The 13,167-nt window shown below is 44.8% G+C and carries 10 protein-coding genes; 4 read left to right on the forward strand and 6 right to left on the reverse strand.

The features are described 5' to 3' along the window. Window positions 1-3: 3 nt before the first annotated feature. Genes rfbB through rfbA form a run of 4 tightly spaced genes read right to left on the reverse strand, consistent with a single transcriptional unit; the run spans window position 4 to window position 3,399 of the window. Window positions 4-1,071 (reverse strand): dTDP-glucose 4,6-dehydratase, encoded by a 1,068-nt coding sequence (gene rfbB / locus FT643_RS17415; protein WP_156872701.1) that lies wholly within the window; start codon window positions 1,069-1,071, stop codon window positions 4-6. Then, window positions 1,064-1,945: a dTDP-4-dehydrorhamnose reductase gene (gene rfbD, locus FT643_RS17420; RefSeq protein WP_156872702.1), complete on the reverse strand. Its 882-nt coding sequence runs from the start codon at window positions 1,943-1,945 to the stop codon at window positions 1,064-1,066. The genes rfbB and rfbD overlap by 8 nt, the downstream gene beginning before the upstream one ends. After that, a complete protein-coding gene (rfbC, locus tag FT643_RS17425) occupies window positions 1,942-2,502 on the reverse strand; it encodes a dTDP-4-dehydrorhamnose 3,5-epimerase (RefSeq protein WP_156872703.1) in 561 nt (186 codons plus the stop codon). The genes rfbD and rfbC overlap by 4 nt, the downstream gene beginning before the upstream one ends. Continuing rightward, a complete protein-coding gene (gene rfbA, locus FT643_RS17430) occupies window positions 2,503-3,399 on the reverse strand; it encodes a glucose-1-phosphate thymidylyltransferase RfbA (RefSeq protein WP_156872704.1) in 897 nt (298 codons plus the stop codon). A gap of 336 nt (window positions 3,400-3,735) precedes the next feature. On the opposite strand from rfbA, the gene FT643_RS17435 reads away from it, so the two are divergent. Next, window positions 3,736-5,013, forward strand: a complete 1,278-nt coding sequence (locus FT643_RS17435) for a hypothetical protein (RefSeq protein ID WP_156872705.1) — start codon at window positions 3,736-3,738, stop codon at window positions 5,011-5,013. Window positions 5,014-5,024: 11 nt separating this feature from the next. On the opposite strand, the gene fcl is transcribed toward FT643_RS17435, so the two are convergent. Further along, window positions 5,025-5,984: a GDP-L-fucose synthase gene (gene fcl, locus FT643_RS17440; RefSeq protein ID WP_156872706.1), complete on the reverse strand. Its 960-nt coding sequence runs from the start codon at window positions 5,982-5,984 to the stop codon at window positions 5,025-5,027. 1 nt (window position 5,985) lies between these two features. Next, window positions 5,986-7,110, reverse strand: coding sequence for a GDP-mannose 4,6-dehydratase (gene gmd / locus FT643_RS17445; RefSeq protein ID WP_156872707.1), 1,125 nt, complete (start codon window positions 7,108-7,110; stop codon window positions 5,986-5,988). 1,608 nt (window positions 7,111-8,718) lie between these two features. Between gmd and FT643_RS17450 the strand changes: the two genes are divergently transcribed. The 3 genes from FT643_RS17450 to FT643_RS17460 all read left to right on the forward strand — a co-directional run bounded on the left by FT643_RS17450 (window position 8,719) and on the right by FT643_RS17460 (window position 12,515). Next, window positions 8,719-10,017, forward strand: coding sequence for a WcaI family glycosyltransferase (locus FT643_RS17450; protein ID WP_156872708.1), 1,299 nt, complete (start codon window positions 8,719-8,721; stop codon window positions 10,015-10,017). Window positions 10,018-10,103: 86 nt separating this feature from the next. Next, a complete protein-coding gene (locus FT643_RS17455) occupies window positions 10,104-10,457 on the forward strand; it encodes a hypothetical protein (protein WP_156872709.1) in 354 nt (117 codons plus the stop codon). A gap of 45 nt (window positions 10,458-10,502) precedes the next feature. Continuing rightward, entirely contained in the window at window positions 10,503-12,515 is a 2,013-nt protein-coding gene (locus tag FT643_RS17460) for a YjbH domain-containing protein (protein ID WP_198043648.1), read from the forward strand. Window positions 12,516-13,167 lie beyond the last annotated feature (652 nt).

A 13,167-nucleotide genomic window follows, 5' to 3' on the forward strand; every position in this document is an offset into this window, starting at 1 on the left:
TTTCTACCGTTTGATAAGTAAAGGGGTCCACCATTCTTCATTATTCAAAAACCAATCGATGGTTTTCACCAAGCCTTCATCAAAGGTAACGGATGGTGAATAGCCCAACTCATCGACAATTTTATCGGCATCGATAGCATAACGTCGATCATGCCCGGCCCGGTCAGTAACGAATTCAAGAGCAGATTCACAGGATTGACCCAGTGCTGGAAATGAATCGGGATACTGCGCTTTCAAAGACGCATCATTGGCAAAAAACTCGTCCATTTTTTTGCATAGTAATTTTACCAGTGAAAGATTGTCCCACTCATTCACGCCACCAATATTGTACGTTTCTCCGATTTTACCGTTTTGTAAAATCAAATCGATACCGATGCAATGATCTTCAACGTATAACCAATCTCGTATGTTCTGTCCATCGCCATAAATAGGTAGCTTCTTACCGTGCAGCAAATTGGTAATGCACAAAGGAATGAGTTTTTCAGGGAAGTGATAAGGGCCGTAATTATTTGAACAATTACTGGTAGTCACCTTCAGGCCGAACGTATGATGATACGCTCTAACCAAGTGATCCGAAGCGGCTTTGGATGCGGAATAGGGTGAATTCGGTTGGTACTGATGGGATTCAGAAAAGGCGGGATCATCGGATTCCAGTGAGCCGAACACCTCATCGGTAGAAATATGATGAAAGCGGTGATCTTCTCTTTTCTGCTCAACCAGCCAAACCTGACGTGCGGCTTTCAACAGCGAATGAGTGCCCATGATATTGGTTTCGATAAAGGCATCCGGACCGGTTATCGAACGATCTACATGGCTTTCAGCGGCAAAATTGACGAGGGTATCGATCTGGTGGTCGCGTAGCAGCGTCTCAACCACATTCTGATCACCGATGTCACCTTTGATAAATTCGATTTTACCCTTGCTGATCAGCGGTTCCAGACTGGGAAGATTGCCGGCATAGGTGAGGGCATCCAATACCACGATCAAATCTTCCGGATATTTTTCTGCCCAGTAATAGACGAAGTTAACACCGATAAAACCCGCGCCGCCGGTTATTAATAATCTAGCCAACGGTCTTCTCCTGTTGTGAAAGAGCGACTAAAACATTTCGTAATTCAACCCGCCAATGGATTGCCGGCAGGTCAAACTCGGTATAACAGCGGGATTTATCCAGAACACTATAATGCGGACGTTCAGCCGGGGTCGGGTAGTTTTGCGCCGGTATCGGGAGAATGTTCACTTCTTTATTTAACAAGTTGATTGCCCTGGCTTCTTCATAAATAGCTACAGCAAAATCATACCAACTGGCGGCACCGGCATCGGTCCAGTGATAAATGCCATTCGACTGATTGCTATCAACCATGCGTGCAATCACTCTGGCCAGACCGGAAGCACTGGTGGGTGTTCCAACCTGATCGCATACAACACTCAGTTGATCCCGCTCTTGCATCAACCGCAACATGGTTTTCACAAAATTTGCGCCGGTTTCAGAATACAACCAGGCTGTGCGTACGACGGTTGCCCGTTCAAATAATTTGGTTAACAGAGCAATCTCACCGTCACGTTTGGTCTCCCCGTAAACGCTAACGGGATTACACGTATCTTCAGGGGTATAGGGTGTGCTGTTTCGACCATCGAAAACAAAATCGGTTGAAACATGAATCATGCGAACGTTGTGGTTCGCACAAGCCTCTGCAAGATTGGCGACAGCCTTATGATTGATTGCGTCCGCTGTCTCAACATCGGACTCTGCTTTATCCACGGCGGTGTAAGCAGCGGCGTTGATAACGAAATCAGGTTGTAACTCAGCGACACAGGTCTCAACAGCATCCGCTTGAGTAATATCAAGAGTATCAATGTCGTGAGGATAAACAATATGATCAGACAAGGCTTTTATTAATGCTTGTCCCAGCTGACCGTTTGAACCGGTGATTAAAATTTTCATTTTATATCCATCTCAAATACATCTGCTTCGTCAAAGGGCTTACCGACTTTATCTTTCTCTGATAGAAGAACCTCACTGATGCCATCCAGTGGCCAGTCAATTCCGACTTTAGAATCATTCCACAGCAGGGTACGATCATGCTCCGGCGCGTAGTAACTGGTGCACTTATACACAAACTCGGCTTCGTCCGAGGTCACCAGAAATCCGTGGGCAAAACCGGGTGGAACCCATAGCATGCGCTTGTTCTGTTCCGAAAGTATTTCACCAACCCATTTGCCGAAAGTGGGGGATTCGCGTCTTAAATCCACAGCGACGTCAAAAACTTCGCCCCGTACCACTCTCACTAACTTGCCTTGCGGCTGCTGAATCTGGTAGTGCAAACCTCGTAATATCCCTTTTCGAGACATACTGTGATTATCCTGTATGAACTCGACGTCGATGCCAAGCTCTTCCAGCCAACTGTTACGCCAAGTTTCCATAAAAAAACCGCGTTCATCACCGAACACCTGGGGTTCAATCAGAATTACTTCGGGTATCTGTGTCTTCACAAACTTCATTTAGAGCGGGTCCTTAGTTGGCGTATTGTCATTCAGAATTTTTTGCAGGTATTGCCCATAACCGTTCTTTATCAAAGGCTGAATAAGAGTCTCCAGCTGAGTATCGTTAATGAATCCAAGTCGAAAGGCAATTTCCTCGGGGCAGCACACTTTCAGATTTTGTCGTTCCTCAATTAACTTAATAAAGTTACCCGCATCGAACAGGGAATCGTGTGTGCCGGTATCCAGCCAGGCAGTGCCGCGGCCCAATAATTCAACCTTCAAATCGCCCCGTTTCAGATAGGCTTTGTTGACGTCCGTAATTTCCAGCTCACCGCGCGGAGAGGGTTTTATGGATTTTGCGATATCAACGACATCGTTATCATAAAAATACAGTCCGGTAACGGCATAAGAAGATTTAGGTTTAGCGGGTTTTTCTTCGATATCAATTACATTTCCTGAGCTATCAAAGTTGACCACACCGTAGCGATTGGGATCATTGACATAATAGCCAAATACGGTTGCGCCTTTGTCCCGACTCGCAACGTTACGCAAGCGGGCAGAAAAGCCCTGGCTATAATAAATGTTGTCTCCCAGAACCAGACAAACATTATCATTGCCTATGAATTCCTCGCCAATCAGAAACGCTTGGGCCAATCCGTCGGGGGAGGGTTGTTCCGCATAACTGAGGTTAATACCCCATTGGGATCCGTCACCTAACAGGTTTTGAAATGAAGGTAAATCACGCGGGGTTGTGATGATGAGTATGTCCCTAATACCCGCCAGCATCAGTGTAGAAAGGGGGTAATAGATCATCGGCTTATCATAAACCGGCATAAGCTGCTTGCTCACGCTGTGGGTCAGTGGGTGCAACCTGGTGCCGCTGCCTCCCGCTAAAATTATTCCTTTATATTTCATGGGCAATATTCTTTTCGCGCTAATGTGCGTTGAAGTGAAATGGTTAAGGTCGTACTTAAACTCATTTGGTAAGAAACAGAATACCTAATTATGTATAGGGCTCAGATTGCCTGCAATCAGCTTCTGATTTTCCCGGCCATTATAACCAATCTAATGGCAAGCTGTAGTAGAACCCATCGCAAGAATGCCGGCATAGTTATCCACAGGTTGATTTAGGCCGAAAAAGTCGAGCCGGGAGATAGCTCTGTAATTGAGGGTCTGAACTTTGATCTTGGCAGGGCATCCAATTGCCTGTTATATAAGTGACCGCCACTTCAGGCAACAGGATTGCAGGGAATGCAGTTAACCACAGCAGACCGAAACAACACTAAAAGCGGAAACCAGTCTCTATCCCGTTCGTCAGTGGAGATATTGCTTCGCCGTATTTTACCTTATTACCTTCTCTTTATATTTATCACGACCGCCCTTGCTGCGCTCAATGGGTACTTGACTCACAATGACTGGATGATGGGTGACTGGCTGATAAATTATCAAGGGGGGATGATTAGGCGGGGTCTGTTCGGGGAAGGGGTTTTTCGATTCTCAGAGTTCACTGATCTTTCTGCCGGGCTGGTTGTGCTTTGCTGGCAGCTATTTTTGTATGCAACCTATTTCGGCTTTTCCTATCTTTTACTCAAACAGTCGAACAATATTACCGCTTATCTGCTGTTAATATTTTCTCCGTTTATTTTCACGTTTCAGATAAATGACCTTCAAGGTGGATCTCGGAAGGAAATCATCGTATTCGCATTGTTGGCTTACGCAGTGTATGCGGCGAATAATTCTAACGTAATGAAGTTCAGGAAAACGTTCCATTTAATATTGCTGGTGTACCCGGCATTAATACTGACACACGAAATGCTGGCAATCTTTTTACCCTATTTTTTAATTGTCTATTTTTATAAAGCAGACATGAACAAAAGCAATATAGCCAAACTTTTTGCGTTGGTGGCTATGTCAATCGTCAGCTTTCTAATTAGCCTCAACTATTCCGGTTCCCTTGAGCAGGTTAATGCGATCAAGCAATCGTTGATTGACGCTGATTATGCCTTGGTAGGGGGGTCACTGGATTGGCTGGCGTTTTCTACCGAGCTCGGATTGGGCGCAGTTGAAAAATTCATCACGGAGGGAGCGTACTTATCATACTATGGTTTAGCCGTAGTATTGGCAGCGGTCGCTTACTTACCCATTCGCAAAAACCTAGGGTATTTGACCCGGAATAATAGGATCACGCTGATGTTATTGGCTATCGGTATTGGCTCATTAGCACTCTTCGCCGTGGCCATCGATTGGGGGCGATTTATCTACGCTCACTTAATTTTGTTGTTTCTTATATCACTACTAAAAAGCACAGACAAAGCGGAATATACAACCAACCCCTCTGGTCTGTTGTCGAAACACAAGCAGTCAACCAAGCTGATAACCGCTATCGGTTTCATTCTTTACACCCAGTTCTGGTACATTCCTCACTGTTGTACGCCAATGCCGATTATATCGGACTTAACCCGGGCGAACGTTGTTTCTCTATTTCAGCCCTATGTGAACATAGGGCGGTACGTTCTTAAAGTAGATTAAGTAAGTCGCTGTCAGGCTCGATAGTTATCCTGATTCTCAAGAAACCAGTCATAGGTCATAGCTAAGCCTTCTTTAAGTTCAATGGAATAGCGCCAGCCCAACTGCTTTAACGCATCCACGTTCATCAGCTTTCGCGGGGCGCCATCGGGCTTGCTGGAGTCAAAGCTTACCTGGCCTTTAAAGCCGACCACTTCCGCCATAGTGTGAGCGAGTTCAGCGATGGTGCAGTCTTCGCCGGTACCGACGTTTAAATGCGATTGCATCGGCTCGGTACAGCGGTCGTAGATGTGTTTATCAACATTCATTACAAAAATAGAACCGGCTGCCATATCGTCCACATGCAAAAATTCACGCATGGGTTTACCGGAACCCCAAACGACAACGGATTCGTCGTCGGCTTGTTTTGCTTCATGGAAGCGCCGCATTAACGCCGGAATCACGTGAGAATTTTCAGGATGAAAATTATCGTATTGCCCGTATAAATTGGTTGGCATAACGCTCCGATAATTACGGCCGTACTGACGATTGAAGGACTCACATAATTTAATCCCGGCTATTTTGGCAACGGCATAGGGCTCATTGGTAGGCTCCAGTTTAGCCGTAAGCAACGCGGACTCTTTCATAGGCTGCTCTGCTAGCTTGGGATAGATGCAGGAAGAGCCCAGAAACAACAAGTCGTTAATATCGACGCTGTGCGCGGAGTGAATAATATTGCATTCAATCATCAGATTTTCATAGATGAAATCCGCAGGAAAATTGTTATTGGCTGCGATACCACCGACTTTGGCTGCGGCCAGATACACGGCGTCGATGTTCTCTTCTAGAAAAAATTGACGCACATCGGCCTGGCACAATAAATTCAATTCGCTACGGCTGCGAAGTACGAGTTCAATCTCTGGCTCGTTGCTTAGCTGTCGGACAATAGCGGAGCCCACCATACCGTTATGACCGGCGACAAATACCCGTTTCATATCAGCCTTCCATTGCAACATTGATGTCGTAACCGTTCGCTTTCAATAAGGCCAGTTGCCGAGCTTGCTTAAGGTCACACTCAATCATTTCCGCACACATTTCTTCCACTGTGATTTCAGGCTCCCAGTCCAACTTCTCTTTGGCCTTGGCCGGGTTTCCGAGCAAGGTTTCAACCTCAGCAGGACGGAAATAAGCAGGATCAACCTTAACAATGACATCGCCCACGGTGAGATTGTGGCAAATATGTCCATTGATACTCTCAATCACGCCCACCTCGTCCACACCTTCGCCTTCAAATCGCAGCCCGATGCCGAGTTCTTTTGCTGCGAGTGTGACGAACTCGCGCACGGAAATCTGTTTGCCGGTAGCAATAACAAAGTCTTCTGCCTGCTCCTGTTGCAGCATCAGCCACTGCATCCGCACATAATCTTTGGCGTGTCCCCAATCGCGTAACGAATCCAGGTTGCCCAAATACAAGCATTTCTCGAGCCCTTGGGAGATATTAGCCAGTGCGCGAGTAATTTTGCGTGTCACGAACGTTTCACCGCGTCGGGGGGATTCGTGATTAAAAAGAATACCGTTACACGCATACAAGCCATAGGATTCCCGGTAGTTAACGGTTATCCAATAGGCATACAGTTTGGCAACGCCATAGGGGGAGCGTGGATGAAAGGGCGTGGTTTCCGTTTGCGGCACTTCCTGCACCAGACCATATAATTCAGAAGTGGATGCCTGATAAAAACGGGTCTTTTTATCCAAGCCAAGAAAACGAATGGCTTCCAGGATTCTCAAAGTGCCTATAGCATCAACATCCGCTGTGTATTCAGGCGCCTCGAAGGACACAGCCACATGGGATTGCGCTCCCAGGTTATAAAACTCGTCCGGCTGAACTTCTTTCAATATGCGGGTCAGATTGGAGGTATCAGTCAAATCGCCGTAATGCATAAAAAAGCTGACGTTATCTTCGTGAGGATCCTGGTAAATATGATCCACCCGCTGGGTATTGAACAAGGAAGAACGACGTTTAACACCGTGGACTTCATAGCCCTTATCCAAAAGGAACTCCGCGAGATAAGAACCATCCTGCCCGGTGATGCCTGTGATTAATGCTACTTTCTTGGCCATTTTAAGTTTCCTATGACTAATACAACAAATTGAAATATTTACTGCAGACCTACGTGTATTGATTGGAGATTTTTGTACGATGGTTCCTGTTTTTTACAGCGAGCTTCAAATCAGAAAACTTCACCCGTTTTAATTTTATCCATTGAAGTGCCAGAAAAAGATGGGCCGATACCCCGCATGAAATTTAAGAAATGATGCTTGTGTATTCTAGTCCTCTAATATCATGAGGGAAGCAAAAAAACTGCTACGCATTGAATTGAGCCTGATATTGTCTAGTTCCATTCCAATTTTGGAGAAGTACTACACGAGCAATTCAGTACTCCTATTTTTTAAGTTAAACGTGGATTGCTATTAAGGCATAAACGAGAGATGGTTAATTGTACGTTGTATTTTAATCCGATTCCCACAGCGATGCTTGAAACTCATCAGGTATCCACTACAGTTGATTCGCGTAGACTATATACCACGAATGTTAAACAAACTAATCTGTAATCGGAACAAAAAAGCCTTTTCAAAAGGCACCCATTTGAAACTGTGGGCGCCTTTATTGTGAATCAGTTACCCGCTAATTCTGCAAAACGGGAATAAAAAATTACAATGGTTATTAGTAAAATGATTTGTTGAGCGCGCGTTTGATACGCTCGTTCAGTTTTACTATTGAGTCCGCTTGCAGATCAAATGTTGATGCTATGAGTTATGTTGGCTAGTGACTGTTCTCCAATTTTCGCAAAGGGAAAATCAAGCTCTGAAGGCATTCGATTGGTAACTCCGAACAGCCCTGATGCTTTTTTAGCCCACCTGGTAAGGCTCCTCGTTGGTGCGGATCTGAGAATAAAAGTACAGATAGAGTGCGAAATATTTAAGCCACCGGCTATTTTTAAACCAAAAGAAACGATTTAGAGCCACGATGCTGATGGATATTTCCACATAGAAAGAAGCAATATTATTCCAATGGGCTTTTTTTTAGGAGTGGGTGTGGTAACCTCTTTCACGATCTTAATACCGGAATACTGACATCGTAAAGATACGCTTTCGCACGCAGTTTTATTGGTAGAACTTACACATTTCTTTGTGTTGAAATAGTTTTTACACATGTTGCGATTAAACTCTTTACCTTTTATTACGATTTTAACTGGGTATTCGATTTTCGAAATGTCTATGCAGTTAAATTGGCTTGAATATTGTACGCCTGTGTTGCAACAGAATTAGAAAGCCTAACCTTGTAGTCGTACTCCTGTAACGAACGAAAATTGAGTAGCAGTATCAGCGTTGTTTGATTTTTTGGGGAAAGAGTTAAAGATCGTTCCTGGCACAGAGTTAATTGCGTTCAGATCAGTCTGTTTTTTACCCTCTCCCTTTCCAATGTAGATCAAAACAACCCATATGTTAAAACTCTAGAATACAACGCTATTGGTGTAGCATTCGGCGTGTTTGTAGAGATTGTCGCCTGAGATTTTGCGGAGCGCTACTTAGCTTGCAATGTCATGCGGTAGCCTTGGCTTGACTTTTGAGTAGTAAGGACCATTTACAAGTACTCTTCAGTACAATCACGGACATCCCCGGCAATCAAACCAACGTACCAATGCCGATCACCAAGAGTAGACAGCTATGAAAGAAGACGTGTCTGGATTTCGTTTCCTACTTTATTCAATCAACTATTCACCAGAACTTACGGGAATTGGTAAATACAATGGAGAAATGGCGGAGTGGTTAGCCAAATCCGGATGCGAGGTCGACGTCATAACCGCTCCACCCCATTATCCGGAGTGGAAGGTACATAAGGGGTTTTCCAGATTCTCTTACAGTCGTAAGCGGGTAAACGGCGTAAATGTGACCCGCTGCCCTACCTTTATACCCAGGCATCCCAATGTGGTCCGGCGGTTGATCCATCTGTTGTCTTTTGCGATCTCCTCCAGTATTGCCTTGTTCGGCAAAATATTCAGAAAGCCCGACGTGGTTTTTGTGGTTCAGCCGACCTTATTTTGCGTACCATTAGCGCTCTTGTTCTGTAAACTGGTCGGTGCCAAATCGATTTTACATATTCAGGACTTCGAAATAGACGCAATGTTCGGTTTGGAACTCACAAAATCTTCCAAGCGGAATCGGCGCCTACGATTTGTTAGCCGCATGGAAACCTATTTATTAACCAAGTTCGACATTGTTTCGAGTATATCCTACAGCATGCTCGCCAAAGCGAGGGTGAAGGGGGTTGCAGAAAATAGGCTCCTTTATTTCCCGAATTGGTCTGACACAGAATTCATTAATCCGAGCGTAGATGGCCGCGAGCTCAGAAAATCCTGGGGAGTGGAAGCCCACGAAAAGATAGTTCTTTACGCGGGGAATATTGGTGCAAAGCAAGGTTTGGAAACGGTCCTTGATGCCGCGTATACATTCCAGCAACGTGGTTTAGAGAACGTCAGATTCTTTATAGTGGGTGAAGGTGCTCATAGTGAGCGGCTACGGAAACTGGCTGAGGAAACGGGATTATCCAATCTTGAATTTAAACCGTTGCAAAATTGGGACAATGTACCAAAAATGCTGGCGATGGCGGATGTACATTTAGTGGTGCAGAGAAGGGGGGTAGCTGATGCTGTTCTACCTTCTAAATTAACTAATATTTTATCCGCAGGGGGCCACGCAATTGTAACAGCGGATGAAAACACAGAGCTATTCAAAATTGTGGGTAAATATCCCGGTGTGTATACGTGCATTAGTCCTGAAAACCCAGAGTTGTTTACTAATGCGATTGAAGAATCCCTGTCATTAAGTGAAAATCAACCGGTAAATGATGCCGCAAGGGAGTACGCAATTCGGTTTCTGAACAAAGATTCAATTCTGAATGAGTTTATAAATCGTGTGCAGCACCAGCTGGGCGTCAATGTCGTGAAACTCGAGTTGAATAGTTGAGTTAAATTTGAAACTATTTTGGAAATTGGTAAGGCAACAAGATCCTTAACCTTACTTTGTTGTTGCCCGAAAGAGAATTCTGCACTGTGAAAAATAAAGTAAGTTTGTGGCGAGCTATTACCGACTCAAGAAGTTTACCATCCACCCATATTTTGGTTATTTGTATCGTAGCCTTTGCTTTATTTTCACCTGTGTACGCAATTGCGTCAGCTCAAGAGCAAGGTGTGACAAGCAGCAACGCCGCGGATTCCCTCGATCAGTTGAGCACCAAAGTATCACCGTTAACGAACGCAAAAATTTCAACTCTGAGCTTTTCCCAAGCAGTAAAGCTTGGCATCCCCTTAGGGGTGATGATACATCCGGATGCACCCGATTCATTCACTGATAAGGCAAAGCCTACGAAACACGATGAACGCTTAATAGAAAACCGTAAGCGCTAGTTTGTTTTAATGAGAGTGCAATTCAATATACGGCGTTTACTAACCTTGTTAATTCTATTGAATTTAAACGTTGCCTATAGCTCAGATTATGGAACAACAGGCTTGATAGATACGCCCACGGCCAGAATGTCAAAAGATGCGGTATTTACAACAACAGTAGCAACACAGGACAGTGACAGTTCCATAGCCTTAACTTATCAGGCTTTGCCCTGGTTAGAAACGACATTCAGATATAGAGATCCGGAATTGGGGGAATACGATAGAAATTTCGAAGTTAAATTTCGCCTAATTGAAGAAACCTATTGGGCGCCTCAGTTTGCTGTAGGCTTTAGAGATATAGTGGGTACTGGCCGATTAAGATCTGAATATATTGTGGCATCGAAACAAGTAGGAGGGTTTGATTTTTCATTGGGTATGGGTTGGGGCGATATGTCCAGTACTCAAGACGGAAAAAATCCCCTGACCTACATAGATGACCGATTTAGCAATCGAGGTAGCAATTTTGAAAAGCCCGGTGAAGTTCCTTTGGATACATTCTTTAGAGGTGATCATATTGGTATATTCGGTGGCGTGTCCTACCAATTTACTAATTGGCCGTTGCGTTTCATGGTTGAAAGAAACACTGAGCTCAGCCAATTTGATGTTAATACATTCGGAGCCACGCCACCTGATAGTGAATTCTCCTATGGTTTGGAATGGAGCCCGACACCCAATTTACAGCTAACACTGTCTCATCAATTTGAAGAAGAGTGGGGTCTTCGCATTGCAATGAAAACCGATACCTCTCGTAAAACGCCAAAAAGACTGAACAAGCTTGACGACGCCTTTTTCGAATCAATGCACGAGCAAAATCACAATACTTGGTATCAAAATCTGCTGCATGCGATGGAAAGTTCAGGCGTCTTTCTACTGAACGGTGGAATAGCTGACGACGGAGCTACCGCCTATCTTCGCATTGGTAACATGGATTACCCTCTTTGGGCAGACGCTGTCAGTAAGGCAACAGCGTTAGCAGACCTTTATCTTCCACCTTCTGTGAAGACCATTGTTTTCACAGCGGAAGAAAATGGTTATACGATTCTGAACATGCGAGTGATTCGCCCGTCATCTGAGCTACAACAATATGAATATGACCCTTTAGCGCTTTATCCGCAATTGGAGGAGTATCAGGCTCCCGAGAAAACGGATTTCGAGACCAACTTCGTTAAAAAGAAAATCGCATTAGATGTGGGGCTCGGAACGCAAGTCCAGCTGTTTGATCCTGACGATCCTCTTCGCTACAGCTTAGGGGTATCTTTAGGCTCAGTCATTCCGCTCCCGAACGAACATTTGATACGCGGGGCCTATCGCTTCAATTTCTATCAAAATTTCGATCAAAGCACTCGCCCGTCTAACTCCGTCTTACCGCATGTTCGTACGGATATCGTCGAATATCTGGAAGATGAAGATCGGTTACAAGCCTTGTACCTGGAAAAGCGGGGTAGTTTGCGTTCAACAGTTTCTTACAGGTACTTTGGCGGCGTATTGGAGGACATGTACTCCGGTGTAGGTGGAGAAGTGCTTCACCATAATTATCGATCGCGACTGGGATTCGGCGCTTCATTGGCGTGGGTAGAGCAAAGAGACTACGACAGTGATTTTGGGAGCACTGGGTACGAAACCGTAACGGGGTTCCTAAGCGCATATTGGGCCACTCCGTTTTACAACTATGACGTAGCAGTCCATGTTGGTCGATATCTTGCTAAAGACGTAGGCACCACAATCGAGCTTCACCGAACCTTTGCAAATGGCTGGTCCGTCGGGATATGGAGCACTTTCACAGATGTCTCATCAGAGGACTTCGGCGAAGGCAGTTTCGATAAGGGCTTCTATTTTAGGATCCCCTTGGACGGGATGTTTCGCAAAAACACGCGTAGCAGCTTTATGGCACGAGTGCGGCCTGTGCAAAGGGATGGTGGACAACGGTTGGAAGGATTTAGTGGCACTATTTGGTACGACCAACAGGCTGCCAGGTTCGATTCTTTGTCTGAAAACAAAGAGCGTATGAAGTCATGGTAGGAAAGACAAGACGCATTACCTGCCTCCTTGTATTATGTTCGAGTCTTTTGTCCGTGGGGTGTGCAGTAAAATCGCAACAGCTAAAGACTGTTAGAAATATAAGCAGCCAGAATACGCAAGCGTTACTACCGTATACCTGGACTCTTCAATTTGGAGGCTATCAAGGCACGGTTTACGCTAGCGAAAGTGGTGAGACGATTATATTCTCTAATCATTTGGGCGATGCAGTGGTACTTGAAAATTTTACGCTCAGGGAAACCCATAGACTCGGTCTTTTCCGGCATTTTTGGCAAATAATTTCTGGGCGAGACTGGAACTCGTTGTACAAGCAGGGGCAATATATCGGGACTTTTAAATGTGGCAATTGGTTGGATGCAGGTAGTCTGAATAAAGAACTAACTCAGTCTAACGATAAAATTTTTCAACAAACCTGTAAAACAGAGAATAACACAATCACTCAAAACACAATTCTTTTAGACGACCAAGATCGAGTCAAATATATGGAGTTTTTTCTATTGGGAGAAGAGCACTCCATCGAATTGAGAAAGTCTTGAAGCTAACCATTGCTATGAGATACATGGTATTGGGTGACAAACCTTTCCCAATTAATTAGAAAAGTAACTTAGTTTTACAGCGGTCTTATTAGCATGCG

Origin of the sequence: Ketobacter sp. MCCC 1A13808 (assembly GCF_009746715.1) — a bacterium.
Lineage (GTDB): Bacteria > Pseudomonadota > Gammaproteobacteria > Pseudomonadales > Ketobacteraceae > Ketobacter.

What these genes read in the sequence shown, in the direction of transcription:
- fcl (WP_156872706.1), bottom strand. Translation starts at nt 5,984, where the DNA reads ATGAAACGGGTATTTGTCGCCGGTCATAACGGTATGGTGGGCTCCGCT.
- FT643_RS17435 (WP_156872705.1), top strand. Translation starts at nt 3,736, where the DNA reads ATGCAGTTAACCACAGCAGACCGAAACAACACTAAAAGCGGAAACCAG.
- FT643_RS17450 (WP_156872708.1), top strand. Translation starts at nt 8,719, where the DNA reads ATGAAAGAAGACGTGTCTGGATTTCGTTTCCTACTTTATTCAATCAAC.
- gmd (WP_156872707.1), bottom strand. Translation starts at nt 7,110, where the DNA reads ATGGCCAAGAAAGTAGCATTAATCACAGGCATCACCGGGCAGGATGGT.
- rfbA (WP_156872704.1), bottom strand. Translation starts at nt 3,399, where the DNA reads ATGAAATATAAAGGAATAATTTTAGCGGGAGGCAGCGGCACCAGGTTG.
- rfbC (WP_156872703.1), bottom strand. Translation starts at nt 2,502, where the DNA reads ATGAAGTTTGTGAAGACACAGATACCCGAAGTAATTCTGATTGAACCC.
- rfbD (WP_156872702.1), bottom strand. Translation starts at nt 1,945, where the DNA reads ATGAAAATTTTAATCACCGGTTCAAACGGTCAGCTGGGACAAGCATTA.